This is a genomic window from Dysgonomonas gadei ATCC BAA-286 (assembly GCF_000213555.1).
Lineage (GTDB): Bacteria > Bacteroidota > Bacteroidia > Bacteroidales > Dysgonomonadaceae > Dysgonomonas > Dysgonomonas gadei.
In genome coordinates, this window is record NZ_GL891982.1 from 162319 (window position 1) to 188098 (window position 25780).

At 38.5% G+C, this 25780-nt stretch carries 24 protein-coding genes and 1 tRNA gene; 7 read left to right on the plus strand and 18 right to left on the minus strand.

Annotated elements, in window-relative coordinates; all coding sequences use genetic code 11:
* Nucleotides 1-7: 7 nt before the first annotated feature.
* The 13 genes from HMPREF9455_RS09100 to gldG form a co-directional block, all read right to left on the minus strand.
* Nucleotides 8-1336 (minus strand): PcfJ domain-containing protein, encoded by a 1329-nt coding sequence (locus tag HMPREF9455_RS09100; protein WP_006799372.1) that lies wholly within the window; start codon nucleotides 1334-1336, stop codon nucleotides 8-10.
* Nucleotides 1337-1358: 22 nt separating this feature from the next.
* The gene (locus tag HMPREF9455_RS09105) at nucleotides 1359-1991 is read right to left on the minus strand and encodes an ASCH domain-containing protein (RefSeq protein ID WP_006799373.1); all 633 of its coding nucleotides are present in this window, start codon (nucleotides 1989-1991) and stop codon (nucleotides 1359-1361) included.
* 3 nt (nucleotides 1992-1994) lie between these two features.
* Nucleotides 1995-2357 carry a PcfK-like family protein gene (locus HMPREF9455_RS09110; RefSeq protein ID WP_006799374.1) on the minus strand — a complete coding sequence of 121 codons (363 nt, stop codon included), beginning with the start codon at nucleotides 2355-2357 and terminating at the stop codon, nucleotides 1995-1997.
* A gap of 105 nt (nucleotides 2358-2462) precedes the next feature.
* Nucleotides 2463-2612 carry a hypothetical protein gene (locus HMPREF9455_RS21780; protein ID WP_006799378.1) on the minus strand — a complete coding sequence of 50 codons (150 nt, stop codon included), beginning with the start codon at nucleotides 2610-2612 and terminating at the stop codon, nucleotides 2463-2465.
* Nucleotides 2609-2932: a hypothetical protein gene (locus tag HMPREF9455_RS09120; RefSeq protein WP_006799379.1), complete on the minus strand. Its 324-nt coding sequence runs from the start codon at nucleotides 2930-2932 to the stop codon at nucleotides 2609-2611. The genes HMPREF9455_RS21780 and HMPREF9455_RS09120 overlap by 4 nt, the downstream gene beginning before the upstream one ends.
* Before the next feature lie 3 nt (nucleotides 2933-2935).
* A complete protein-coding gene (locus HMPREF9455_RS20695) occupies nucleotides 2936-3418 on the minus strand; it encodes a DNA polymerase III subunit beta (RefSeq protein ID WP_052303076.1) in 483 nt (160 codons plus the stop codon).
* 1 nt (nucleotide 3419) lies between these two features.
* Nucleotides 3420-4058: a DNA polymerase III subunit beta gene (locus tag HMPREF9455_RS20700; protein WP_006799383.1), complete on the minus strand. Its 639-nt coding sequence runs from the start codon at nucleotides 4056-4058 to the stop codon at nucleotides 3420-3422.
* 298 nt (nucleotides 4059-4356) lie between these two features.
* Nucleotides 4357-4430, minus strand: a tRNA-Arg gene (locus HMPREF9455_RS09130).
* A 91-nt stretch (nucleotides 4431-4521) separates the two neighbouring features.
* On the minus strand, nucleotides 4522-5415 hold the full coding sequence (dapA, locus tag HMPREF9455_RS09135) for a 4-hydroxy-tetrahydrodipicolinate synthase (RefSeq protein ID WP_044215870.1): 894 nt from the start codon (nucleotides 5413-5415) through the stop codon (nucleotides 4522-4524).
* A gap of 83 nt (nucleotides 5416-5498) precedes the next feature.
* A complete protein-coding gene (locus HMPREF9455_RS09140; protein ID WP_006799386.1) occupies nucleotides 5499-6008 on the minus strand; it encodes a DUF6913 domain-containing protein in 510 nt (169 codons plus the stop codon).
* A 151-nt stretch (nucleotides 6009-6159) separates the two neighbouring features.
* Nucleotides 6160-7302 (minus strand): galactokinase, encoded by a 1143-nt coding sequence (gene galK / locus HMPREF9455_RS09145; protein WP_006799388.1) that lies wholly within the window; start codon nucleotides 7300-7302, stop codon nucleotides 6160-6162.
* A 39-nt stretch (nucleotides 7303-7341) separates the two neighbouring features.
* Nucleotides 7342-9339 carry an NAD-dependent DNA ligase LigA gene (gene ligA / locus HMPREF9455_RS09150; RefSeq protein WP_006799389.1) on the minus strand — a complete coding sequence of 666 codons (1998 nt, stop codon included), beginning with the start codon at nucleotides 9337-9339 and terminating at the stop codon, nucleotides 7342-7344.
* Nucleotides 9340-9746: 407 nt separating this feature from the next.
* On the minus strand, nucleotides 9747-12140 hold the full coding sequence (gldG, locus tag HMPREF9455_RS09155) for a gliding motility-associated ABC transporter substrate-binding protein GldG (RefSeq protein WP_006799390.1): 2394 nt from the start codon (nucleotides 12138-12140) through the stop codon (nucleotides 9747-9749).
* A 34-nt stretch (nucleotides 12141-12174) separates the two neighbouring features.
* On the opposite strand from gldG, the gene HMPREF9455_RS09160 reads away from it, so the two are divergent.
* From HMPREF9455_RS09160 to HMPREF9455_RS09170, 3 genes are read left to right on the plus strand one after another with little or no spacing between them, the layout of a single operon-like run.
* Nucleotides 12175-12990: a hypothetical protein gene (locus HMPREF9455_RS09160; protein WP_006799391.1), complete on the plus strand. Its 816-nt coding sequence runs from the start codon at nucleotides 12175-12177 to the stop codon at nucleotides 12988-12990.
* Nucleotides 12991-13046: 56 nt separating this feature from the next.
* A complete protein-coding gene (gene mscL / locus HMPREF9455_RS09165) occupies nucleotides 13047-13457 on the plus strand; it encodes a large-conductance mechanosensitive channel protein MscL (RefSeq protein ID WP_006799392.1) in 411 nt (136 codons plus the stop codon).
* A 29-nt stretch (nucleotides 13458-13486) separates the two neighbouring features.
* Entirely contained in the window at nucleotides 13487-14329 is an 843-nt protein-coding gene (locus tag HMPREF9455_RS09170; protein ID WP_006799393.1) for a M48 family metallopeptidase, read from the plus strand.
* Between the two features lie 83 nt (nucleotides 14330-14412).
* Here HMPREF9455_RS09170 and HMPREF9455_RS09175 read toward each other — a convergent pair whose 3' ends face one another.
* From HMPREF9455_RS09175 to HMPREF9455_RS09190, 4 genes are all read right to left on the minus strand, one after another.
* Entirely contained in the window at nucleotides 14413-15477 is a 1065-nt protein-coding gene (locus HMPREF9455_RS09175) for a glycosyltransferase family 9 protein (RefSeq protein WP_006799394.1), read from the minus strand.
* A gap of 330 nt (nucleotides 15478-15807) precedes the next feature.
* A complete protein-coding gene (locus HMPREF9455_RS09180) occupies nucleotides 15808-17361 on the minus strand; it encodes a family 43 glycosylhydrolase (RefSeq protein ID WP_006799395.1) in 1554 nt (517 codons plus the stop codon).
* A gap of 72 nt (nucleotides 17362-17433) precedes the next feature.
* The gene (locus tag HMPREF9455_RS09185) at nucleotides 17434-17946 is read right to left on the minus strand and encodes a hypothetical protein (RefSeq protein WP_006799396.1); all 513 of its coding nucleotides are present in this window, start codon (nucleotides 17944-17946) and stop codon (nucleotides 17434-17436) included.
* A gap of 27 nt (nucleotides 17947-17973) precedes the next feature.
* Complete coding sequence (locus tag HMPREF9455_RS09190; protein WP_006799397.1) at nucleotides 17974-20562, minus strand: BamA/TamA family outer membrane protein; 2589 nt, start codon at nucleotides 20560-20562, stop codon at nucleotides 17974-17976.
* A gap of 474 nt (nucleotides 20563-21036) precedes the next feature.
* On the opposite strand from HMPREF9455_RS09190, the gene HMPREF9455_RS09195 reads away from it, so the two are divergent.
* The 4 genes from HMPREF9455_RS09195 (at nucleotide 21037) to HMPREF9455_RS09210 (ending at nucleotide 24379) form a co-directional block, all read left to right on the plus strand.
* The gene (locus HMPREF9455_RS09195) at nucleotides 21037-21546 is read left to right on the plus strand and encodes an RNA polymerase sigma factor (RefSeq protein ID WP_006799398.1); all 510 of its coding nucleotides are present in this window, start codon (nucleotides 21037-21039) and stop codon (nucleotides 21544-21546) included.
* A gap of 243 nt (nucleotides 21547-21789) precedes the next feature.
* On the plus strand, nucleotides 21790-22794 hold the full coding sequence (locus HMPREF9455_RS09200) for a helix-turn-helix domain-containing protein (RefSeq protein WP_006799399.1): 1005 nt from the start codon (nucleotides 21790-21792) through the stop codon (nucleotides 22792-22794).
* 226 nt (nucleotides 22795-23020) lie between these two features.
* Nucleotides 23021-23560, plus strand: a complete 540-nt coding sequence (locus HMPREF9455_RS09205; protein WP_006799400.1) for a hypothetical protein — start codon at nucleotides 23021-23023, stop codon at nucleotides 23558-23560.
* Nucleotides 23561-23572: 12 nt separating this feature from the next.
* Nucleotides 23573-24379, plus strand: coding sequence for a metal-dependent hydrolase (locus HMPREF9455_RS09210; RefSeq protein ID WP_006799401.1), 807 nt, complete (start codon nucleotides 23573-23575; stop codon nucleotides 24377-24379).
* Nucleotides 24380-24620: 241 nt separating this feature from the next.
* Here the strand turns inward: HMPREF9455_RS09210 and HMPREF9455_RS09215 are convergent, their stop codons facing one another.
* Nucleotides 24621-25655 carry a threonine aldolase family protein gene (locus HMPREF9455_RS09215; protein WP_006799402.1) on the minus strand — a complete coding sequence of 345 codons (1035 nt, stop codon included), beginning with the start codon at nucleotides 25653-25655 and terminating at the stop codon, nucleotides 24621-24623.
* Nucleotides 25656-25780 lie beyond the last annotated feature (125 nt).

Here is a 25780-nt window from a genome sequence, read left to right on the forward strand (position 1 = left end):
ACCATGTTTAAGCTGCTGCAGTGACATCTTTTTTAGTTCCATTCTTTTTCGGTTTAAGACGTTCTTTGATCAAATGCATGTTCTTATTTACAAGATCAATTATACGCTTGTGATAAGCCGTATTATTATTGAACTTGCCTCTACATTGCTCTACAGTAAAAGACTTTAGAGACACCTCTACTGTTTCCATTTTCTTACCGTCGACGGTTGCTGACAGAATTAATGATTCCGGTTTAAGATGGTAACTGTTGCTAAAGACACAATGGTGCAATACATCCCCTTCTTTGAGGTGGGCCTTAACTGTAGTCAAAACTTTAACTGTAATATTCCCCTCCGAAAATGAAATACCGAAGAACTGTTTCTTTAACTCCCTGAATTCTTTTTCCTGTTCCTTAACCTTTCGTCTCTTTTCATTGAGCTCTTCGCGTTCATCTACGCCTCTTTGTTTACGGACATACCTGTCGTGTGCTTTTCTCAGGTCTTTGGGACAGACATATTTCGCATTATGCAGATCCTTACCGAAATGATTTAGTAAGTCTAAATAGTCTTTCCACATGGAAGCATCTTTTACTTTATATTTATTCCGGATACATATTTTAATTGAAGGCCAGTAATTATTAACAGAATATGAATGTTCAGTATAATATTTCAGTAGACCGTATTGTTTCGCTTTCAACAAAGTTTCGGCTTTGCTATCCGTGAGCAGGAGATAGAACATCCGGAATGGAGCAAGTCCGTGAAAGCCTCCCTTAAAACCGTTTCGTTTTAATTCCGGGAGCAGCTTCATATTAGGATATATTTTCGGAGGAATAAGAGAATAACAGGTTGTATTTGTTTTAGGTCTGATTTCCATAGGGCTGGCCCAGCTCCATGAATCACCATAACAACTAAAAAATTGGGACCTGAGTTTTGCCATTGTCTCATATTCCCCATTCGGTAATATCCAATATTGTACAATCTCATTTGAAGCATAGTGTGGCTTTTGGCCTGTTTCATAATATGCCATCACGTCTATGAATCGGATTACCTGAAACTCTCCACACGTGGTTATCACCCCATAGTATGCACCCTGTTTATCTTTCTTCTTTTTGGTATGGGTTACTTTCAGTTTCATACCGCAATTCGGACAAATACAACCATCGATGGAAGTTAACAATGGAGGTTGTTTATCTTCCCACTGGTTACCGCAATCGAGACAGGATATAATTCTTTTATTCATATATCCATTATGCTCGAAGCAATTGTCATAAGCATATTGTATCTGAGTTTCGGTTATAGCTGGTAGTTTAGTCCTCAATTCAGCGACTCTCTTTTGAAGCTTTGTTTTCGGTTTCATGGTTGCACCTCCTTTCTGTCAATCAGTTTATAATCATACACCCACACCCAAGGGTTATTATCCCAAGTATTTTTGCCATCAATGGAATTGATAAGAGCTTTGTAAGGTTCTTTACGGGTCGTGTATAATACGCTTTTCCCATCATCATAATGAGTATGCCAATATTTAGAGGAAATCCTTCATCAGGATAGAATTCTACATCAATTATGCCCTCTTTTTTGCAATCTTCTTCGGTTATATCTTGTAATCTTTCGGCTCTTACCTCTGTGATCTTGATAAAGTGACGTGCGGCTGATGCAGGCATAAAGAGTTTGTTTTTCCAATCGGTATAATAAGAATTACCTTCTGTGCCGACTTTATCACATGGAGTTTCTTCTCCATATTTATAGAGTATTGATGTGTGCCTACCTTCGCTCAATCCTCTAGTCCACTTCTTATACGGTTCTTTCAAATAAAGAACATCACCGACTTTGTAGCGAGGTTCAATAAATACTGATGCATCATTTTCGTCTCTGGTTGCGAATAAAAGTTTATTATCGATAATTGTAGAGCAAACTATATCTAAAGGTTGCGGAGTGATAATCCTTCTTGTCTGAACCTTGATATTTTTGACCGTTTTGCCATGTAACGGCTCTATAAAGCATATTCCTTTCATAGGTCAAAACAAGCTATATTCTCTAACATCTTCTTTCTTCTTAGGCTTGATCTTCGCTTTAGGAGCTTCTTTCTTAACCTCTGTTTTAGGAACCGAAGTCTTTACCTCAGATCGAATATTTGAAGTCTTTTCGACTTTAATATCATCCTCGTCGTAATAATGAACCGCCCAGCCGTATACAACATCGTCTTCGATCATCGCACAGCCGTTAATTACTTGCTTTTTTGCCTGGCTGGTTATGTAGGAACAGCAGTCTTTTATGTTTTTGTTCTCCTTTGCATACGTTATGGCAAAGAGAGGATCTTCTTCTGCTCGCTTATCTAAATATACTTTGATTCTGTCTTGTTGTGAATTATTTGTTGCCATGATTGTTAGTCTTTAAGTTCTTGAATTTGCTTCATGACGTCTGATACCTGTTCAGCTGTAAGCCGCCCAATAACGTCATCTGTGATAGGTGTACTGTAACATATACTATCGCCTTTCATAACAGCGACCAATAAGAACGGATACTCCATAACCATTATCGAAATCCAATATGGCTTGTTTTGCATCCTTATAATCAGGGAGAGAATTTATCACAATACGATGTCTTTCGAAAACTAAATCTTGAAATTTTTTCATGACTTCTTATTTTGTTCGTCCATAATCTTCCATAACTTCTTGTAGAATTGCTCATCAGGTACTTTTCCCTCGATAGATTCACCGAGGGCGACAAAGAACTCACCGTTATGCTTCATGTTATTAAAGTCGATAGCAAACTTTGCGATCGCTTTTGCTTGAGTAGTATCGAGTTCATCCAATCCGGATAAATCACGTTGATTCGATTCCAGTATCTCGAGAGCTTTTTCAAGTCCTTGCTTGGCTCCGGCATTCTCAGCCTTATTGATATTATCGTGCTTGAGAATGAGCTTTATCTTTCTGATTAAATCTGACTTTGTCATGGCTTAATCTGCTAACATCATTGGCATCAATAAATAGGTAAGTTGATCTCCTGATTTATCATCAACAGGAGTAATGAGAGTGGCCCGACTTGGATCGGAGAACGACATTTGCATATTAGGGGTAGGGATAGCAGATATTAGCTCTGTAAGAAGATGTCCTTTGAAGCCGATAGCTATTTGTTTATTGCTATACTCACAAGCAACGGTTTCATCGGCTGCCGTAGAGAAATCAATATCCTGGGCGGAAAGCTTTATGATATCATTCGATAGTTCCAGCTTAACCAAACTGCTAGATTGATTAGCAAAAACAGATACACGTTTTATAGCTCCGTTCAGCTCAGATTTACCAATAGATAATACCTTATCATTATTTTGCGGAATAACAGAGCGGTAGTTTGGGTAGTTCCCTTCAAGCAAGGTTGCAACAATGCTTTCCGATCCATATTCGAACCGGACTGAATTACCATTGATGAATATGTTTATCAATTCATCGGATGGTTTGATGGAACCTTTTAGAATGGTTGCGATTTTTAAGAGGGAGGGCAAAGCTTATCTTTTCTGTCATTGATTCATCACGAATTTCTAACAGCGCAAGCTTATGACCGTCGGAGGCTACAAAGTTGATTTGTTCTTCTGCTATAGACAGATAGACAGATGTCATTATCGGACGGAGATCATCGGTAGAAGCACAGAGGATTGTTTTTTCAATACCATTCAATAATACTTTAGATGGGATTGAGATACTCTTTGCATTGGTAATATCTTTTTCTTTAGGAAAGCCTTCGGGTGATATACCAACCAATTCGAATTTACCTCCTTTGTATTTGATTGTAGTACTAAACTTATCGTCAATAGAAATTGCAAGGGGCTGTTCCGGCAATGTCTTTAGGGCCTCGATTAATAATTTAGGTTCGATACAAACCGATATATTATTATCGGTCAATATTCCATCAATGGAAGTGTTTATCCGACCTTGTGTATCTGTTGCCGAGAATTTGACTGTTCCGTCTTGGATATTCAGAAGAATATTATCCATGATTAGAAGCGTATTCTTCGGCGAAATGATTTTACTTACCGACTGTAGCCGGTTTAATAATTCTGATTTTGAAATTGAAATTGTCGTCATAGTGCCTAATTGTTTTTAGTAGGCTACCAGACAAAGTGCTGATGCGGTTTTTAAAGAAAAGTACGAGGTAGGTATATAAACACAAAAAAGCCAAATCTCGTACTTTTACGAAATTCGACTCAAACATTCGATGCAAATATATTCAATAATATTTTACATATGCAAATTATTCCGAATTATTTTTTATAATATTTTTGAAGAGTGGTAAAATGCTTCATTTCCCTAAGTACTTTCCTAAGTATATAAAAAAACAAGGCGCGTAAACCATTGATTTACATGCCTATTCACTTTTTAAAAGTGACCACGGCAGGATTCAAACCTGCAACCTTCTGATCCGTAGTCAGATGCTCTATTCAGTTGAGCTACGTAGCCATTGCTTAATTGCGTTGCAAAGGTAAAATAGTTTTGTATATTCTCCAAATCTGTAGTAGGATTTTTTACAAAAAAATTGTCTAAACCTTGATCAGCACTTGATATTCAACTCTATAAGGACATTTCTTATTTGCTCATATGTGGTAATTCGCGTAGGTACAAGAGGCAAGCGCAGCTTATTTTCAATATATCCCATCATATTCAGCATACATTTCACTCCCGCCGGGTTACCATCCACAAAAAGCAGATTGAATAATTCGTTGAAGCTATGATGTATTGTAAGGGCACTATTATAATCACCCTCAAGAGCAAGGCGCGTCATCCGGCTAAATTCTTTAGGAAATGCATTCCCTATAACGGAAATAACTCCTATAGCACCTAAAGTTATCAAAGGAAAGGTAACCCCGTCATCACCCGATATAACATCGAAATTCTCAGGTTTACGCTTGATGATTTCATCCATCTGGCTCATATTACCCGAAGCCTCTTTCACGGCAACTATATTCGGAAAATCATTAGCAATACGCAATGTCGTATCGGCAGTCATATTCACCCCCGTTCGGCCCGGTACATTGTATGATATAACTGGAAGCGACGAAGCCTCTGCGATAGCCTTATAATGCTGATAGATACCTTCCTGCGAAGGCTTATTATAGTATGGCACAACGGAAAGAATGCCATCGATACCCGCATAGTCGTTCTTCTTTAGTTTCTCAACGATGGCACGCGTATTATTACCACCTTCACCCAAAATAATAGGAATGCGGCCATTCACACGGCTTACTACCAGTTCTACAATCTGTTTCTTTTCATCTTCGGTCAGTGTAGGGGTTTCGGCTGTAGTACCCAGCACCACAAGATAATCAGTACCATTTTGCAGTTGGTAATCGACAAGGCGAAGCAGTGCATCGTAATCTACACTTTCATCGTCTTTAAAAGGAGTTATCAATGCAACTCCCATTCCTCTGAGATTTATTCTAGGCATAAAAATAGTTCAAGACATTTGTCTTTTCTTCCAAAAAGACTTTCTGCATTTTGTTTGTGCAAAATTAAGAATTAATTTACACCTCAGCATATATTGTTCAGGTAAAATTTAACCTGTTCATATGTTTCAAGTAAATTAGCATCTTCCTCTTTAAGAATAATAAGGTCATAAACTTTAAAATCCTGTTCCCTGATACCGATACAAAATTCGGCGGAATTATTTGCCAGCAAAAACAGCAATGTCTTATCATTCTTTGTAGTTAAATCCAACAATGTATCATACGAGAGTTTCTCGAATTCATCAATCACGATGGAAGACAACCCCATCCATTTCGAAATATCTTTTTGAGCTATAACCCTCACTTCAGGTGGATACACCTGACTTCCTCCATCTTTTCCCGCTTGCACCGTCCACAAAATAACCTCTTTACCCTTCTCTCCTAAATCCTGACTGATTTGAACGACTTCATCCCAATCTTCACGGGTAAATAGTATGAGGATTTTTTTCATATCGTTCAGTTTATGAAAAACATGTGTACGTTTGTTGCTCTCAAGGGCAGCATGTATCTTCTTTTTAACCTTAAAACCAAACATATGACTGAATATATGGTGAAAAATTATCTTTGTTATTGGTATAGTGTTTGTGCGTTGTGTATCAAATTCCCCCGTTTAATATAAACGAGGGAACTATTAATATTAGTATCAATGCCCTATATTTAGTTTTCTCTAAAATCCGGCTTGATTATTAAAGTTTTCTTGCGCCGTCTTTGATCACGACATCGTATACTTTAGGTTTGATTTTGAACTTTTGTTCATAAGCTTCGGTCGCACGCTTGATAAAGCTATCGTGTAACTCATCCTTCACAAGGTTGATAGTACAGCCTCCAAAACCGCCACCCATCACACGTGAGCCTGTTACGCCACATTGGCGGGCTACATCGTTCAGGAAGTCTAGTTCGTCGCAACTTACTTCATATTTACGGCTCAATCCGATATGAGTTTCATACATCTTCTTACCTACAGTTTCGTAGTCGCCTTTCTTCAATGCTTCACAAGCATCTTGTAAGCGTTGTATTTCTTCAATTACAAATTCAGCACGCATATAATCTTCTGCACTGACTTCATTTGCCACTTCTTTCAGCATATCCAAGGTAGCATCACGAAGTAATTCTACTTCCGGATGATATTTACGGATGTAAGAAGCTGCATTTTCGCACGATTCACGACGCTTGTTATAAGCCGAAGAAGCCAACTCGTGAGCCACACAGGTATTGAGCAATACAAGACGGTATCCTACCGGATCGAATGGAACATATTCGTATTCCAGAGAACGGCAATCGAGACGGATAAGCGAACCCTCTTTACCAAAGCATGAAGCAAACTGGTCCATAATTCCGCATTTCACACCTACATAATTATGCTCGGTAGCCTGACCTATCAATGCCAGTTCGAAACGGTCGAAACCAAGGTTATACATATCGTTGATTGCGAAACCAAAGCAGCTTTCCAAAGCAGCAGAAGAAGACATACCTGCACCCAGAGGCACATCGCCTGCGAACACACAGTCGAAACCTTCAACTTTCTTTCCACGCTTGATCATTTCGTTGCATACTCCGAATATGTATTTACCCCACTGTTTAATTGGAATATCATCCAGTCCGAATTCGTCCATTTCGGACAAGTCCATAGCGTATGCCCTGATGCGATCCGGTGTACCATTCGGTTTAATCACGCAATACATAGCTTTATCTATTGCTCCGGGCAGTACGAAACCACCATTGTAGTCTGTATGTTCTCCGATAAGATTGATACGTCCGGGCGATGTATATGTTACACCATCAGTCCCGTAAAGAGATTTAAATTTTTCTTGGATTGGTTTCAATTCCATGGTTGTTTTTTTATTTAGGTTTATAAAAAATAAGTTTCTTTATTTTATCATTTCCAGAAATACCTCTTCGCTTATAACAGGCACACCCAGACTTTCAGCTTTTTCCAGCTTAGCCGGGCCCATATTATCACCGCCGAGTATGTAATTTGTTTTTGAAGAAATAGAACCACTATTCTTTCCTCCGTTTTGTTCGATCATGGCTTTGTATTCATCCCGTGAATGCTTTTCGAAGGTACCACTGATAACAATAGACAAGCCTTTCAACTTCTCTGTTCGCTGAGAAACGATATCCTCACTAAGTTCAAATTGTATGCCAAACTCTCTCAGTTTATTTACCACCTCCACATTGCTTATTTCGCTGAAATACCTGACAATGCTTTGTGCTATCCTGTCACCAATTTCATCCACTTGCACCAGTTCTTCTGCCGAGGCAGCCATAAGCGCATCTATATTAGGAAATGCGAGAGCCAGCTTTTTAGCCACGGTTTCTCCTACATAACGGATACCCAAAGCATAAAGAACACGGGCATAAGGTACCGAAACCGATGCATGGATGCTATCCACAAGATTTCTGGCGCTTTTCTCGGCCCACCGCTCAAGACGGGATACATCCTGCCATTTCAATGTATACAAGTCTGCAATATTATGTATAAGACGCGCATTATACAAATGCTCTACCGTTTCCGATCCTCCGGCTATATTCATCGCCTTGCGGGTAAGAAAATGCTCTATGCGCCCTTTTATCTGGGGCGGGCAGGATATGTCATTGGGGCAGTAATAAATTGCTTCTCCATCGTCTTTCACTAAAGGAGTACCACATTCAGGACAGTTTTTGGTAAACTCTACCTTTTCATCGAAGATTCCTCTTTTGGTAGTATCTACCCCGGTTATTTTAGGTATGATTTCACCGCCTTTTTCCACATACACCTGATCGTTGATATGTAAATCGAGCAGATTTATATAGTCTTCATTGTAGAGAGAAGCACGTTTGACTGTGGTTCCGGACAGTTTCACAGCCTTCAGATTGGCTACAGGAGTAACAGCCCCTGTCCTACCCACCTGATAAGAGACAGATTCCAAGGTGGTCACCGCCTTTTCGGCCTGAAACTTGAATGCTATCGCCCAACGCGGAAACTTCGATGTATACCCGAGATTCCGTTGCTGCGTAAGCGAATTCACTTTCAATACGATTCCATCGGTAGCTACAGGTAGATTTTTACGCTCAATATCCCAATAGTGAACATAAGCAAATATCTCGTCCAGAGTCTTACACTTTTTTGTTGCATCCGAAATTTTGAAACCCCATTCCTTTGCTTTCATCAGGTTTTCGTAGTGTCCATCAGTCGGCAGATTCTCTCCGAGCATATAATAAAGGTAAGAATCGAGCTTGCGCGAAGCTACAATCTTAGGGTCTTGCTGCTTGAGTGTACCCGAACCTGCATTACGCGGATTGGCAAAAAGCGCCTCTTCCTGCTCTGCCCTCTCTTTATTCAGGTCTTCGAAGACAGACCAAGGCATGAGTATCTCGCCGCGTATTTCAAATTCGGCAGGGTAATCATTGCCATGCAAACGCAATGGAATACTACGAATTGTACGCACATTAGCTGTTACGTCATCCCCCTGTACGCCGTCGCCACGGGTTATCGCCTGTGTCAGTTCGCCGTTTACATATGTCAGGGATATGGATGTTCCGTCATATTTGAGTTCGCAGACTATTTCAAACTCATCATTCAGCCCCTTTTGTACACGGTTGTAAAAATCTGTTACTTCGGCTTCGGTATAAGTATTCCCAAGCGAAAGCATAGGATATCTGTGTTTCACCTGCCTGAATGATTTATTGATATCGCTACCTACACGCTGAGTCGGTGAATTAGCATCGAAATACTCCGGATGCAGGGTTTCCAATTCAGATAATTCCTTTAATTTTTTATCAAATTCGAAATCAGATATTGTAGGTGAAGACAGTACGTAATAGTCGTGATTATGTTTATTCAACTCTTCTCTGAGAGCTTCTATCTGCTGTTTTATATGGTCCATTATTAATGCTAAAAGTGTATATACAAATATAGAAAGAAATAGGTTTACCAAACAAATAATTAGTTATTTTTCAGATTTGGCGGATATATGTTAGCGATAAACGGTTATCAGTTAGCAATAAACAGAGAATACATATTTTTCATTCAGGTAATTTCCACCTTTTAACCCATAACTATTTTCTAAAAACCTGACAAACTTGACACATTTCACAGTTTTTTTCATCTGTCAGTTTTTCCCCATTTTTCAATTATGCTATAACCTCCCCACGGAACTAAAAACTTGACAAACCTGACACTTTTTGTTATTTTTCAGTTTATCGCTTTCCATTCAATATTTCAATAAATTAGCGGCCAGCGGCCATACTATTATAGATAAATCAATTCTATTTTAATCAACTATAAAGTAGCTTATTTTTCATACTTTCTTTTCCTGTAAATATAAATAATTCCCATAAGAAAAACCATAAACAAAACAGGAAACCCAATATTCTGCACCATATAGTTATCCCTGCTGTCAAGGGCTTCTTTCTTATTCAATATATAGAGTTTCTGTTGTTTTGTGCGCAACGACATCAATCCATCCTCATCAGTGAGCCAGTTAACGGCATTCACGATAAAATCACGGTTCCCGTATTGCTGCTCCGATACCCTGTCATATCCCATTGGCAATACCCGGGAGCTTTGCCCTTGCCCCTGTATATCGTTACTGATAATATCGGAAGATGAAACAATTATCATTTTTGTATGTGTACTTTGACCTATACTTTTATTCACACCATGTACACTATCGGGTACCAAACGGTTTATAAATGCCGAAGTAAACACACCTTCGAGGCTTACCGCGACAGCTACAAACGGCTGATTGAAATAATCCGGCTTATCCTGTATACGTTCTACATCAAAATCAATTATTTCAGGAACCTGTAGTAAATGAGCATTTGCCGAACTTGTCAACAATACATTCTTCTTCACGACAGGCGAATTATTCACCACATCTATAGAATTGGCGAAACCTGCTTTTACATCTCTTATATTTTTAGTTACAGGATGGTTTGGAGAAGGAATCAGCAGGGGTTGAAAAAAACTGGGCAAGAGCGTCCCGGCCTGCGTCTTTTCATCGGCAACCAGATATGTGGATACGCATTGCCTGTCCTGTATCAGATCGGGGTTTATACGCACCCCGTAGGTAAATAGCAGGTTATCAAGATTTACGTCATTCTTCATTGTAGCCGATTGTCCGGTCAGGGCCAGATCCTTATGCGAATAATACACACCGTCTATCAGCCACAGTACCTTCCCTCCATTCATTATATACTGGTCGATAATATACTTTTCGGCCTCGGTATATTTTGATAGCGGGCCGGCAATAACAATCGCCGCAAAGTCGTCCAGTATCTCTATATTATCACCTATTTCGCCACGATTGACAGAATAATATTTGGACAATAATTCTTCTGCATCATACACATATGTTCTGGGCAGTTCATTATGCCCCTCTATAAAAGCTATGTTCTTAACATTCTCCTGATCCAACAGACGCATAGCATCAATAAATTCAAATTCCAGGCTTTCAACAGATGCATTCAGGTTTTCTTCAGCCGTATTACCAGCTACATTTTTGAGTAGGGAAACCACCAATGTATCTCTCCCGTTTGTAACCTGCGCGTAAGGATAGATCATCTTCCTGCTGGCTTTCCCCTCACGGTCTACTTCGTTCAGCATGATACCGGTCATTCCGTTTGAAGAAAAGGATTCAAATGTCTCATCCAATGATTTACCACTTTCGTAGGGGTTTATATATCTGATATTGATATTATCGTCGGCATATCGGTTAAAATCTGAAAGCAAATCTGTTGTAGCATTTTTCAAACGCTGAAAACCATAATTTAAGTCGCCTGTCAGGTAAACATTCACCGTTAAAGGATTCTTGTCCCCCACCCGCTCCAGTATATCTTTGGTATAATCGTTCAATGTGTAACGCTTATCAGCCGTAAAGTCAAATCTGAAATTTGGGATAAAAAGAAATGCTATATTTAAAGTCAGCACCGTCAACGCCAAAGAAATTAGCATTCGCGGCTTATTCTGTTTCAGATATAAGATAGACAAGAGTATGAATATAATCAGGTAATTTGCCACTATCAGCAGATCTCCGGCTTCTATCACACCCCGCTGCATCAACTTATAATGTTCCGCCAATCCGAAAGAAGCTGTTACGGCTTGTATTTTTCCCAAAGAGAAGAAGCCCGACAGCAGATCGAATCCATAAAAAGAAAATAAACAGAGAGAAACGGATACGATAAGCGCAACTACCTGATTCTTTGTGGTCACAGATCCCAATAATCCGATGGAAATAAATACCAAAGCTATTAATATCAGAGAAATATATGATGCCGCGATACTCGCTAAATCGATATTTCCTACCGGATTCGACAACTGATACAATGAATAGACATAAATGAGAGTAGGCAGAAGGGTAACCAGCACAAAGACAAAAGTAGCCAGGAACTTACTAAAGTAAATTGTAGAAGCCTTTACCGGCCTGGCCTTCAGTATATCGAGAGTTTTAGTTTTCCTTTCTTCTGAAAACAAACGCATTGTCAGTGCAGGTATCAATATAGCAAATAAGACAGGCGCTAAGCCGAAGAAGTGGCTCATATCCGCATATCCGCCATCGATAAAATTGTATCTACCTGGAAATGCCCAAAGCATCACACTTGTTATTAAGAGAAAAGCCAAAGCAAAAAAAGCGCCCGCAGGGGAGCAAAAAACAGATTTAAGTTCTCTTAATACTAAAGCTTTCATATATCTTTGTAAGAATACATTCTTTTACTTATCTATGACTAAACGGAGGATAAAGATAGTTATTTTATTTGTTCTGATAATCACTATTCTTATTGGCGGATGGCAGATGTACCGGAGATTGAAGTATAACAAGCAATCTTTCGATACAGACCTGTACAGTTATGTGTCACCTCAGGCTACGGAAGTAATAAATATAAACAGGGGATATAACTTCGAAAAGTTGTTTCTGTACGAGCCATCCTTGTCCCGGTTAATAGAAACCTTAGGTGATAACATCCATTATCCGGTCATAATATCAAAGTATGCCAATGGAAAAATGCTGTTGGCGATGAAGACCAGCCATGAGCAGGAATACGCAATAAGGGAACATATCGATAAACAGATATCGCTGCCCTTCCCTCCTAAAATAGTAAAATATAAAGATGCTGAAATATATATACATGCACTAACCAATAGTGAATTCCTTGTATATTCTTTTTATAAAGGGCTGTTTTTTGTAAGCCATCATTACAAGCCTGTTGAAAACATTCTGAACTCTGATCCCGAAAATACATTCTTCTCCGGAGAAAAGTATAAAGAGATTATAGAAAAAGTAAGACTTAGCGCACCTGTCAGTATGTATATTAAAGTGCAAAGCGATATGCTGGCTATAGATTACAATATACATAACGACACCATACAGATGGAAGGATACATTCTCAATCTAAATGAAGGTGATGCCATTACCCCTAACCGGGAGGTGATTCCTTTTATGATAAACCTGCCCGATAGTATATGTATAGAAAGCTACACAATATCGGATGAAAATAAACCGACGACCGTTAAAATTAAATTAAACAAAATATATTAAGTTTGTGTTTTAATTTTAATTGTAGTATTTAACAAACTAAAACATATAAAAAGGATATGGCGGTTTTAAAAGAATTGAAGAATTTCATGATGCGCGGCAACGTGGTGGATATGGCGGTCGGTGTTATTGTCGGTGGAGCTTTTGGTAAAATAGTATCATCTCTGGTGAGTGACATAATAATGCCTCCTATAGGAATTATCTTAGGAGGAGTCAATTTTACGGATTTGAAATTCGTGCTTAAAGATGCCGTTGGTGATGTTCCGGCAGTAAGCATCAACTATGGTACTTTTGTTCAAACTATCTTAGACTTCGTTATAATTGCAACAGCTATTTTCTTTGCCATTAAAGGAATAAATGCTTTGCAAACCAAGAAAGCGGAAGAACCGGCGGCACCTCCTGCCCCAACTAAAGAAGAAACCCTGTTGACAGAAATAAGGGATTTACTGAAAGAACAGAATAATAAATAATTATAACCTATCAAACTAAACAAACTATTATGGTAAAGAAATGTCTTATATTAGTTCTTGGCTATACATTACTCTTTACGGGATGCGGAAGTGTTCCGGTAACAGGACGGAAGCAATTGAACCTGGTTTCGAACAGCGAAGTGCTGACTCTTAGCCTGCAACAATACGACGAATTTATAAAATCGGCTCCTATATCTACGGATAAAACCAATACTGCCATGGTGCAAAAAGTGGGCCGGAATATAGCTAATGCCGTAGAGACTTATCTCAAAAACAATGGCTATGCCGATCAGGTAAAAGATTACTCGTGGGAGTTTAATCTGGTAAAAAGCACTGATGTAAATGCATTCTGTATGCCCGGCGGAAAAATCGTAGTATATGAAGGTATATTGCCTTACACTCAGAACGAAACCGGATTGGCCGTTGTATTAGGACATGAGGTAGCACATGCCGTTGCAAAACATGCTAACGAGCGTATGAGCAACCAGATGGCTGCACAATATGGCACTGCGGCTGTCGGGGCTGCCCTTGGTGGAACATCTGCAGTTACGCAACAAGTAGCAGCTGCAGCCTTGGGATTAGGGGCTCAGTATGGAATCCTGTTACCATATTCGCGTAAGCAGGAACTTGAAGCTGACCAACTGGGGCTTATCTTCATGGCTATGGCCGGATACGACCCTAGCGCCGCATCTGCATTCTGGCAACGTATGGCCCAGAACGGAAGCAGCACGCCAGAATTTATGAGTACCCACCCTTCGGATGACACTCGTATTAAACAGATACAAAAAGACTTGCCTGAAGCGTTGAAATATTACAAAGGAGGATCAAGCAAAACGGGTACGGCTAAAACATCGAACAAATGGAGTTTCTAATAGTATACTTCTAATAAAAACAAAAGAAGCCGGAGAATTTACTATCTCCGGCTTTTTGTTTTTAATCGGATAAGGAAAGCAGCTTATCCCTTTATTCCAAGTATTTTATCGATGACAGCAACTATATCATCAATATCCATAGTATTTGTATCTATAGCCACACTTCCTTCATTATAGGGCTTATACTTCTCTATATCTGTAACGGAAAACAATCCTATAACAGGAGTTTGTCCTGCGCTTGCCAAATGCATAATACCACTATCTGCGCCGATAAATACCGCTGTATTATTAATAAAAGCGGTCATCTCACGAATATCCCGGCTATAGTATGATGGAGCCTGAAAGTCTATTTGTGAAACATTCTCGATAGGTAGAATTTCCAGAATATTGTATTTTTCACCATATTCGGCTTTAAGTCTCCCATAAGCATTGAGCCACCAATCTTTTGAATAACATTTATCACCTGTAGCAAAGGTATAGATAGATATTGTTCTTTTGCTCTTATCTACCAGACTATCTAAAATTTCTTTTCCTGTAGCAACTTCAGCGGCACTCAATTTTATATTCAGAACGGGCATCGGGTTATCTAAGTCTATTCCCGTGAATCCTAACCGGATAAGATTTCGCCGGAAATTATATACCGGAAACTTAGCCATATGTTCGTAATCTTCATACTTTGCCAGAAGATCTTCTTCCAAATCATTGAAAAATTTAAAGCGGGCATTAGAAAACTGTGTGGACAACCTCCCCGACGAAGAATTTTTATCTACATTAATTACGATATCATAGTTATACCTTTCTAAAGAAAACCAGACTTTAATGTATTTAAATAGTTCTTTGAAGGGTTTTCTGGGCAACCTGATTATCCGCTCGATGCATTCATAATTCTCAAACAAAATAAAAGAAATGTTTCCTCTTACAAACAGATCAATCTTACAATTTGGAAATGTATTGGAGATTTCCTGTACCAAAGGAGTTATCAACAATTGATTTCCCAACCGGCTGTTTGGTCTTGAGATTAAAACTCTTCTAATATCAGAATCAGATATACCATGGGCATCCCTATTAAGCGCAGAACGACCTATATTTTTGGTCAATCCACGCATGATGGCCCGTCTTTTGCCATTTACAACGCTTTTAAAGCTCATATGTTATTTTACTCAAACTCTCTGGCAGCAAATATATGAATAAACACAACAATGTAAATCACATTTTATCAGAAAAAAAATGACTGGAAATAAAATTTTTCACAGAAATATTTCCTGTACGAAAACAGAGCATATTATAATAATCGCGCACCTTCAAAAAATCAACACATACGACTCATTATAAGATGTTTATAAAAAAGGCAGACTCCTTTAAAATCTGCCCTGGCTCATTGCCTAAATAATCAATTAAAAATTAATATCCTATTTTTCAGGAGTAATATTCATTCACCCGTACAATCTACAATGCGTCAATAAAATCTAAATAGCTTCTTAGTATTTATTTTCCACATTAAAGTATCCGAATACGGCTTTATTATCCTTTCCATTATTTTCGGTAAGCAGGCCGACACGTAATCCACGTCCCCATTGAGGCAGCCCTGTTATATCTACGCGTTGATTACCGGACGGAAATATATGCCACTCCGTTTCGTCCACCGACCAATAGAAACGGTATAGTCTGGCATTTATAGCTTCAGCTTTTAGCATTATAGATTGGTAGTTGCCGAATGGGGCTGAATACAGCTCTGTTTTCTGCCCTTTCTCCAGTTTGAACAACTTTATATCTTTGCCTTCAACACCCCACGCATAGAGATTTTCAAATCCTCCATATATAGTCAATCCTTTAAAGTTGGAACCTGCAGCATTTACCTTCGTAGTCATAGTATAATTACCTGTCTGTGCATTTATTCCACGAAAGACAAGGCCTTCCTTATTATTTGTTACGGTCAGTGAGCCGTCAGCCTTCTCTGTCAGCGGTTTGGATAAATACATATCCCATTGCCAATATTTATCTTTTTCCTCGTCTGCAATAGTAAAATCGTCATAGAAATCTATATTCCTCTTTTGCACAGTCCCTTTGAACGGAACCGGCGCCTGGGCTGTAGGGGTATCGCCATATTTGAAATAAGGCCATCCTGTAACATTATTCCATACAAGCTCGTCTAAAAGTGCCTGACGGCCTACATATTCGAAATCGTAAGCATTGTACGCGTGATAGAGGTAAAAATATCTGTTATCGGGAGTCTGTACGAGTGTACCATGTCCCGAACACCGCCAGTCTTTACCCCCTTGCAGTATCGCGTCAGGCTCATATTGTTCCCATTCTCCCCTGAGGCTTTTTGCACGGGCAACATGTACCCGGTAATCGCAACGATTGTCACAGCATCCACCGATAGAATAAAAATGGTAATAGTAACCATTACGTTTCACAATACATTGCCCTTCATCACCACGCCCGATCCAGCCTTTGGTGTGATCGGTGAGCGTAAAATGCTCTCCTTTAAGTGACAGGCCGTCTGACGACAACTCCGATGCCAGTATCTCTATCGGACGCTCTTCGAGACCGTAAGCTTTCCATGTGATATAAAGCTTTCCGTCATCATCTTTGAATATATAGGCATCTATCGCTTCCTTTCCCCATTCTATAAGCGGTCCATGATCGGTAAATCCTTTTGTAATATCTTTTGTTGTAGCTACACCTATGCACGATATGTTGTCACTTTTCTTACGAGCAGTGTAATAGACAAAATATGTACCGTTGTTGTAGTACAATTCCGGAGCCCAGCAGTCACCTTTAATCCAAGCCGGATGCTCATTAAACACAGCACCTATACGTTCCCAGTTAACAAGGTCTTTGGAGTGAAACAAAGGATAGCCGGGTACAAATTCGGAGGTTGTCCCTGCCGCATAATAATTGTCACCTACACGAATCACCGTAGGATCTGGTAAGTCACCTGCAATGACCGGGTTACGGTATGTCTGCTCTATATTCTGGGCAAAAAGAGAGACCGAAATAAAGAATAATAAAAAAGTCAATTTGTACATAAATCGTTATATTAGATAAGTGTTCATTCAAATCGGGATGTTTATTCCTGGTTATCCGGATGCATAAGAAACCTATTTCTCACCTGTTCCGTCGACCATCTTCTTCCAAGGTTTCAATACAGATATTATAATAAAACTAAGTAATATCGTAGTTTGTATTGTTCCCCATACACGTGTCATTTGGAGATTATTAAAATAGTCGGCGCTGGAAAGTATATCCGGTCCGAGGGTCTGCGCCAGAGTTACATTTCCATTTATCCAAGGGCCTAATACAAATGTACCGAATAACACCTGAGCAATAGTCAGTATCCATTTCACAGTCAACCAACGATGTTTGAAAAACCCCCATTTTGTCCATATACCATAAATGATACCGATAAGAATATTTCCCATCGCACCGGGAATAATCAGGTAATCGTCTATTACTTGCAGCATACGCGAGAACATATACAGCTCATCACCCGTTTCAGGCTTACCTGTCAAAGCAAGAACCGACATTGCCAATGCTCCGCCAATCCACATAATAGCTAGAAGAAGATGTAGTATTTTCAGGTACTTTATACCTTTTGATCCCAGTGTTTTCATGGTTATATCTTTATTTACCCAAAGATATCAAAATCCCATTCCTAAACCAAACATAAACCGGAAATCGTCTCCCGAACCAAACCATGAATATTTAGTGGTTATTTTATTAATTATGGTTACCCAGGCACCCCCACCATAAGAGGCATGCCATTTTTTTGAAGATTCGTGCGGATACCACACCCGGCCAAAATCGAATCCGGCGAACAAACCATATTTAAGGGGAGTAAACGGATTCTTTATTTTCCCCATATCTATGCGTAGATCTGAATACTGATAATAAGATTGCCTGCCGATAAACCGGCTATCACGGTATCCACGCAACTCGGTAGAAGCTGATTGATAAAACTCATACTTATCATTAAAAATGGCTTTACCTTTCAGATTCGTGGCCCAGGTAATCCTGTCGGTAAGCTTAACATTGAGCGCCATATCGAGTTCTGCATAAGGAAAATTGCGTTCCGGGTGAAGGATATTCATCTTCCATCCGGCAGTAAGTGACCCGGTAAAAGTGGGAATAATATCGGAAACCTTCTTATCCATTTCATACGACACACTCAAATCTGCAAAGTAACGGGTATCGAATATAGAATAGTCATTATTGTAGTATTCATTGATATATCTGCCGTCGACCTCTTTTACTTTGAATATTTCGAATGAGGTTGATAATATGAGCTGATGATCTTTCTCCAGCGTATAATGAAAGGATGGTGTCAATGAATACTGCCCTACCTTCACACGATTATATACTTTCTTTTCATCTTTAAATCCATCTGTATTGTTCCCAAATCCAAAGAAGTTAGAGAAGTTTGTCGGAGAACCGACAAAGGCATCCAGATAAATACTTTTGCGATCGTCGTACATCGGGAAAATACCTTTATACATAAATCCTTTCAAATAGTTATAGCCTATACGGTGCTGATACGAAAAAGGGGAGCGTTTAAGTCCGTAACGGGTATATGTCACGAAACTACCCAAACTCAAGCCCCAGTCAGAGTCATATACCCCCCACGGGCTGAACGAAATACTATTATAGCGCGTCTTTTCATAATCATAATCATGTATCTTATCATTGTCTGTAATGACCACCTTGGCATCCTTTACAGAGTCCAATGCCTGTTTTTGAGATTTATATCCAAGTATTTTTATTTTACTCTCAGGTTGCATACTATATCTGTTATCACCTTTTCCTCCCAGGACATACAATGGTATCTTATTTCTTTTATCTCCCTTCACTTCAAAGTTATCGTCTCCGGTCAAGCCATACAACCATATTTCTTTTGAGTTTCTTTTCGTGTATCTGTGCCTGAATACAAGTTTACCGGTATTTCTGTTATATATATCGACCTGTATACTGTCGCGATGAAATTTATTTATTATAAACTTATCGTTATTATTCGTACCGGTTATTACAGGATTGAATTGCAATTCTTTATAATATTCCATTGCAATCACATTGAGGTTATCTCTTCGTTTTTTCAATTTTTGCCTGATCTTATTTATTTCCTCGCAATGTATTTCTTTAGGCAATCGGGCAAAAGCATAATCAACCACACTGTCGGTCAATATATTTTTCAGATATTGCGCCTGCCGGAGCCAGTCTTTCCGTCCACTTTGGGCAGTCAGAGCCACATCAAGCGTAAAGCCCAATTTATTGAATTTTTTCAGATTACTTATGTGATCTTTATAGTCAGATATAAAACCGAGGGAAAGCACGCTCAACATTTGGCCTGTCAGCAAGCCATCTACTTTCATAAAAGCATGGCTGCGATCTATAACAATAGGCTTATACACAATCTTATTATCCGCTACACTTCTCTGCCAGTTCCAGTTCTCAGGTGTTTTGTTCCAATCTCCTATCAGCATATCAAATAAACGTTCACGGATATAAAGGTCCTGATCTACAACGTGAGACTTATCGTCCTGCAATTTTTTCAGTAAATCACCCGTACTAATGATATCTTTTCTTATGGCAAGATCAGGGACATTCATTATGCTTACAAGCTTATCCTGAATCTCCGTACCATCAATAATAGTATCTGACGTAGCGTTACGGGCAATATAATAAAGGCGTGGATTATTTGAATTCAAATCCAAAACTTTAGCCATGTAGTCGGAAGCTATAAATGTATATGGATTTACAATAGTATATGCATCTCCTATAAAACTATCAAGATATGTGTCTTTAAAGTCGTTTTTATTATACATTTCCTGAAAGAACTCGGATTGGAGAAAACTTGACGAACCGCTTAAAGGCTTCACCAGATAATTCCTGCCACGTTTATCAACCATATAAAGCCCGTGAAATTCCGGTGCCTGCCCCGTTACTTCGAGGGTTCCAAAAAGGGAATTCAGGGTAGATGAACCTACCGAAACAGGAATAGTATATAACTCCCTGTAATGTTTTCCCCAAACAAAGTCATAGACGCAATTTCTATTTTTCTTCTGCTGCGAATAAATGGATTTCCGTATTGTATCACCCGAATATAACGGAATCGTATCATTATTAGTCCCTCCTGTCTGTGCCGACAAGATTACAGGCAGCAATAACTGCGATATCGAAAAGATAAATAATAATATAGCTGTATATTTCTTGTTGTGTTTTGACAAATTATTCACGATTAAGTATTTCCTTTATATATTAAATAACCAAAGTTACGATTAATACAGATTACCTCCTTAACTGCTCCAACAAAAAAAAATTGAAAAAGCTGTTCTATAAAGATTAAACTTTCTAATAAACCTGTATCAACTTATCTTTCAGTAATTATCAAATAAAACGCATTAAAAGAACAAAAATTCTCAATCACTTGTTCTGTCATTTTAAGTTAATTCATTACACTTTCACGAAAACAGAGCAAAATAAGACAAAACAGTATGTTAATTAACTCAATCAACAACATCAAGTCACACTCAAATGTTAATTATGATATCTATTGATTTTATTTATTGATTACTAACAATTTATTTATATCAAATTTTAACATTTGAATGATATTTTTTAGTTGTTTATGCAATCAGTTGTGAAAAAACATATATCTTTGCAAAGTCAAGAACAAAAAATTATAAAACATTTACAAAAACTGAAGAGTAATGAAAACTAGCAAACAAACACTGGAACACGACTTGGTACAGATGCAAAGCAACATGCTAAACTACGCATTAACCCTGACGACTAACCGAGATGAGGCTAAAGATCTTACTCAAGAAACTACACTGAAAGCCTTGAGTAATATAGACAAATATTACGATAATGTCAATTTCAAAGGATGGGTTTTTACTATAATGCACAATCTGTTTATAAACAACTATCGCCGTGTAGTACGCACACAAACGGTTTTGGACAACTCCGAGAGCCTATATCAATTAAATATGCCTCAGCAATCCGGCTTCGACTCACCGGAAGGCTCTTTTACGTACCATGAAATAATGAATGTACTGGACACTTTCAATGACGATTACAAAACACCTTTTTCTATGTATTTTACAGGCTTCAAATATGATGAAATAGCTAAATCATTAAACCTGCCACTAGGTACGGTTAAAAGCCGGATATTTTTTGCACGTAAACGGCTACAGGAAATACTGAAAGATTATAAATAATTTTGTAAGTAAATAAACAACTAAGCATAAGTTAAGCATTAAGGCCTTCCGGATAAAACCGGAAGTTTTTTTGCATCCTTTTATGCAAACAACACATATATACGGAGTCACTTTTTGAAACACCTTCTCCACCAGGGACTTTTTCAGGCAGTTTTAAGCCCTAATACAAATAATTTTCGTAATTTTATAGCTAGTTAAAGATACTAAGTATTAATCGGTCTGGGCAAAAAGACAATTGATTATATGAAAAATGATTTTAATAAAAAAATCGTATCTGTTTTTAACTCATACTTTCCTCAAGCTAAAGAACTTGCGCACTATTTAACGGACACTCTCGATTTGAGCCGCGAATCAGTTTACCGCCGGCTCAGAAGCGAAGTACCTTTCTCGTTTGAGGAGATTTGTATAGTTGCACAGGATTTGGACTTGTCGATAGATAAGCTTATCGGATTAAAAAATACAGATACGGTGTACTTTGATCTGAAGATGCACCCATCGGCAAAACCGGAAAATGTTTTTTTGGAAATTCTGCAGGATAATATAGAAATCATGTGGAAACTTCAAAAATCCGGTACATTCAAAATGTATTTTGTATTGAACAGACTTCCATTTTGTTTTACGCTAACACAGAAAATCCTATCAAAGTTCTACTATTATAAATGGTGTGTAAATGCACTGAAAGGCGATTTGGATTGTGACTTTAGCAACTTTACCGTTCCGGATATAGTATATGAAAAACATCGACAATATATAATTAATGATAACTTACTGACCGGCGAGAAGATCTTGATATTAGACGAAAATATATTTCTTTACATGATAAAGGAAATCGATTATTTCCGCAGGCGTGGTTTGCTCAACAGCAACGACCTGATTGATTTACAACAAGGATTATTACAGGCCGTAGACCGGATGGAACATATGGTACGAACGGGGACAGGCAGCAGTGGAGCTAAAATACGCATCTACCTATCTGCTATAGACATAGAGCCCAGTTATTTATATGCTGAATATGGAGACAAAGTATCCATTAGTTTTTGGTCCCCGCAATCAGAACTGGCAACCACCCACAATCCGGTGTTTTGCGCACAAAAAAAGGAATGGATCGAATCCCTTACCAGATACACAACTCTCATCACTCAATGTAATGAAATGGAACAAACATCTTTTTTCAGCACACAGCGCTCTCTTATCAACGCCATGAGGTTCGGAATACCAGCAATAAAGCACGAGGTATTGTATAGATAATTTTATATATAACTCAGATGATTCTATTTTATCTTCTTTCATAAAAAAATACGGGTTCAAGTCCTACTTTGTACATAACTTCGTGATTGCCTGGAAAGAAAGTTTAGAGTAAATTATGGAATCCGGCCATATATCACTCTATATATAAGCTTATATTCAAATTGCGATATACACCGATAAAACATTTATCGTATATTTGAAAAATCATCATACAAACCTATTACCAATGCAAAAAAGAAAAACCGACATAGTATACTATTCGAACAAAAGGCAGGATTATATTTTCGGTACTATCTTTTTACTCATCACATGTGTCTTTATTATCTTTTCATTTCTTTTCATTTCTGACGGGATCAAAGCAGTCCGTATCGAGTGGGCAGAAGACAGTACAATTGGATCTATAGCAGGATTGGTACTTATTTCCTTATTATTTGTAATAATAACAATATTGTTTGGAATAAGAGCTTATGCCAACCTTTTCAAGAAAATAGAAATAGCCCGTCTTGCGGACGATGGCCTGTTTTTCTCCGAAATGAAGGGACAAATGCAAATACACAAAAACTATGTGGCATATGCAAATATAGGCAGGGCATACATAAAAAAGAATAGATTGACAGGCTCTACGGTTATTATAGAGAGTAACGATGAAATACCCGTACCACTGGGCTATATAAACAGTTTCTTATCGCTGGCAAACAAAGAGGCCCTGATAGAAAGCATAAATGACCGTGTAAGCAAAATATCAGTACCAACTCAACCCGAATAACTACCCCACCCTATGGATATACTTACCCACGCCTTATCCGGAGCAGCTGTAGCAACCTGTGCTTCAACCTTCGTTAAGACGACACCCTTAAGAAAAGCAAAAATAATATTGCTTGGTACTATTGGCGGTATACTCCCCGATATAGATGCCATCAGTATGTGGTCGCGTTTCGATACTACATTGGGTGAATTCTTCGGGCTCTCTGACACAGGTAAAGTTGTCTATAGCAGTAAATTCTGGTATTCGCATCATGCATTCTTTCACTCGTTGCCGGCCAGTATCATTCTAGGAATACTGCTTATTGTTAGCATTTATCTTATACAGAAATCATTAAAGAAAACAGATATACACTTTACCGGTTTTATGAAAAACCATGCAATTTACTTTATAGCCTTTGTTCTGGGCTTCTGGGCACATCTGGCCGGAGACCTGCCTACTCCCGCTTCGGCTTGGGGAGGTATAGCGCTTTGGTGGCCGGGGGAAAACTATACCGGGGGATATGGAAAGATATGGTGGTGGAACAATTATGATATATTTCTGCTCATCGTATGCTGTATTATCATTAATCTTACTTTCCCTGCATTCAAAATCCTGAGGGATAAATCAAAGATAATTACCTCAACAGTCCTATTTCTTACTTTTATCTTTATACTTATACAGATAAATAGCCGGCAATATGATTATGCCTATACAAAAAATACAGCAGCGATTTATGCTGAAATGGAACAAAACTCGAAAAAAGAGCAAGAACGTATTTTGGGAAAACACGTGTATAAATTAATGGATAAATTTGATCGCAGGTTGAAAATTCACTTCTAAATTTTCCCATTAAAACACCATGTAATGTTAACAGAAATTAAAAACAAAAACAACCTTCTTTAACGAATATCTGATTTACAGCACAATAATAACTCCCCAATATTTTAACACTGTTAAATCGAAATATGCAGCGAACATTTTACCTCTATAATGGTTTTATGTTTGTGTAGTTTTGTAAAGTTTGTGTTAAGGTTGGGAAAGTCAGCGATGTGATGTTGCGGACTTTTTCGTTTTATATAAGTCAGGATAACCCACCTTTCATTCTCAGTTTTTCAACAAATTCATCTACTATAGCCTCCGGAGTAACCCATGAGGTAATAAACCGTACAGCCGTTTGCTTTTCGTCTACAATACTCCATACCAGGCACCCGTAATTATCCTGCATATGCTTTAATAATTCGTTTGGCAATATTGGAAATATCTGGTTCGTATCTGAATCGATAAGTAAAGAAAATCCTTTCGCTTTGAATGCGGCCGCCATCTTTGCGGCCATACGATTGGCATGGTCTGCCAGATTAAATATTAGATTGTCCCGCAGTAGCTTATCGAACTGTATTCCCATTGCCCGGCCTTTTGCGGTAAGTGCCCCCCGCTGCTTGAGATGAAATTTGAAATCTTTCTTCAATTCAGGATTTGTTATCACAACGGCCTCTCCAAGTAATGCTCCGCATTTAGTACCTCCAATATAAAACACATCGGTCAGCGCTGCTATATCTGCCAAAGTCATATCATTAGAGGGGGCAGTCAAAGCCATCGGCAATCTGGCTCCATCCATAAATAAGATAAGATCATTAGCCTTACAAAATGTATATAAATCAGTCAGTTCCTGTCTTGTATACACTGTCCCGAGCTCCGTGGAATTTGAAATATATACGACCCTCGTACGCACCACATGGTGTCCTCTTATTTTGTTCAGAAACGGTTTTATATCTGCAGGATATAATTTCCCGTTACTTGTGGGAGCTGCCTCAACCTTGTGTCCGGTAGCCTCTATAGCTCCGGCTTCATTTACATAAATATGCCCTGTGGTGGCAGCGACCACCGATTCGAATGGGCGAAGGATAGAGCCTAGCACTGTAAGGTTAGCCAAAGTCCCTCCCGAAATCATATGTACATCGGCATCACTATCGGTCAATTCCCTGATCATTCTTTCAGCATTGCGGCTATATTCATCGTCGCCATATCCGGGTTGCTGAGAATAATTACTTCTTGTCAAAGCCTCTAATATAGAGGGATGGCACCCTTCTGCATAATCGTTCGCAAAACTGTATATCATCTTTATTTGTAGTTATTAAGGTCGCAGACCAATTCATTGATTCATTAAGTTAAACCTAATGACTAGTCAGAGATTCTAAGACTATCATTAAATACTTACTTTTACTTAATTGCCTACAAATGTAA